This is a genomic window from Cloacibacillus sp., from assembly GCA_036655895.1.
Taxonomy (GTDB): domain Bacteria; phylum Synergistota; class Synergistia; order Synergistales; family Synergistaceae; genus JAVVPF01.
This window is the reverse complement of sequence record JAVVPF010000105.1, coordinates 1-2,040: the sequence shown is the minus strand read 5'-3', so window position 1 is coordinate 2,040 and position 2,040 is coordinate 1. Positions and strand designations below refer to the sequence as shown.

Sequence of the window (2,040 nt, the reverse complement as noted above, 5' to 3'; positions counted from 1 at the left end):
CCTGTATTTAGATCTTTCCGGCGTAACAAAACTGGAAGATATAATTCCGATCATTGAGCAAAAAGCTACGGAGCTTCCTGAGGATCAGTGGATACGCGCCATGAATTTTAACGAGGCAAACTGGGCAGTCCCTATAAAGCCGGATTTGAAGTTCATGGACTCGCTTAACGTAAAAAATCCTGTGCTTATCAGCCGCTACTGCGGACATTTTCACGCGGTCAATTCTAGAGGGCTCAAAGAAAGCGGGCTCTGGGACAAGCAAGACGTCAATATTCCACGAAACGACGACGGAAGCCCGAAGGGGCAGCTCACCGAAGGCGCCGCGGGAGAGATAATAGAGACGATCTCCTCGATTTATGAAAAACCCGACAACATTTCTGCGCTGGTAGAAAAGGCCTGCATAAAGCTTGCCTCTATGGGCATAACGATGGTACACGCCTGCGACGCCCCAAGCTACGCGCTTGGCGAAGACCTGGCCGCCTGCCAGAGGCTAGACGAGAAAGATGCGCTTCCGATACGCTGGGCCTGTTATCACGACGAACTGCCAAATTATCAGATAAAAAGCGGCTTCGGCAACGAAAAGCTCTTTGTAGCCGGGTTTAAAATATTTGCGGACGGCACATTAGGCGGCAGAACGTGCGCCATGCGTGAAGATTTTTCAGACGACCCAGGCAACAAAGGCCTTTTGAATCACAGCGACGAAGAGATGGCAGCTCTGCTCAAAGAGGCTCAGAAGCGCGGCGTACAGGTTCAGATCCACACCATTGGCGATAAAGCGCTCGAACAGACCATAAACAGTATAAAAGCCGTCATTGCGGAACTTGGCGAGCCGGCTCTCCCGTACCGCATCAATCACGCGATAGTCTGCCCAGCGGATCTGCTTGCAAAAATCAAGGAAATAAACGCGGTGGTCGACATTCAACCCATACAGGCGTATACGGACAGAAATATGACTCCGCTTCGTGTAGGCGACGAAAGAATGAAGACGTGTTACTCTTTCAAAAATCTCTATGACACGATAGAGATCGTTACAGGTTCAAGCGACGGACCGATGGAAAATCCAAACCCATGGCTTGGGATATGGACCGCGGTAAACCTTACGGAACAGGACAACTCTCCGCTCAAACATTACAACCGTTCTCAGCGTCTTTCTTTGGACGAGGCTCTCTCCATATACACAGTCAACCCGTGGAAGGCGCTTGGAAAAGGGGATTCGTACGGAAAAATAGCCGAACATTACAAAGCCGACTTCACCGTAATAGCAGGAGACCCTTTCGCCATTGATCCTAAAGATCTTTTCAAAGTCACACATAAGGCCACATTTGTTGACGGAGAGCTGATCTGGAAGGCATAGCAGCAAAATAATATTTATGGGGGTAATCTTATGAAGGAAACAACGCAGGAACACAGGGTACCTACTCTTGGCCTCTCCATCGCCATCATTGCTTTGATTACAGTTGTAGTATCCGCCGCAACTCTATATTTTAAAGTCGACGTGCACGCTCCGATTGTAATGATTGCCGTCGTCATCGCGCTTGTTGGTTATTTCTATCTCCATTACAGCTATAAGGAACTCGAAGCGGCCGCGGTCGACAGTATAATGGCGGCTATTCCTTCCTGCATGATCCTGATGCTCGTCGGTATGCTCGTCGGCCTGTGGATCAAAAGCGGGATCATACCCGGTCTGATTTATTACGGTCTCGGTATTCTAAGCCCCAAAATATTCCCGCTCGCTACAATGATAGTGTGCTCGATTATTTCTCTTTCAACAGGTTCTTCGTGGTCCACAATGGCCACGGTGGGCGTAGCCATGATGGGAATAGGCAACGGCCTTGGCATTCCGCCGGCACTCACGGCTGGCGTTGTTGTCTCCGGCGCGTACTTCGGCGATAAAATGTCCCCGCTTTCCGATACGACGAACTTGGCCCCAGCAGTCTCTGGCGCGTCGCTCTTTGACCATATCCGCGCAATGTGCTGGACCACCGGCATAGGCCTTGCTATATATTCTGTCATTCTTCTTATCTGGGGATTCCAGTATGC

Annotated in this window: 2 protein-coding genes; both read left to right on the top strand. The window is 50.0% G+C overall.

Annotated features, from left to right (window positions below; genetic code table 11):
- Nucleotides 1-1,354, top strand: a 1,354-nt coding sequence (locus RRY12_13075) for an amidohydrolase family protein (protein ID MEG2185606.1), incomplete at its 5' end; no start/stop codon positions are given.
- A gap of 30 nt (nt 1,355-1,384) precedes the next feature.
- A partial coding sequence (locus tag RRY12_13070) for a Na+/H+ antiporter NhaC family protein (protein ID MEG2185605.1) occupies nt 1,385-2,040 on the top strand: 656 nt, incomplete at its 3' end.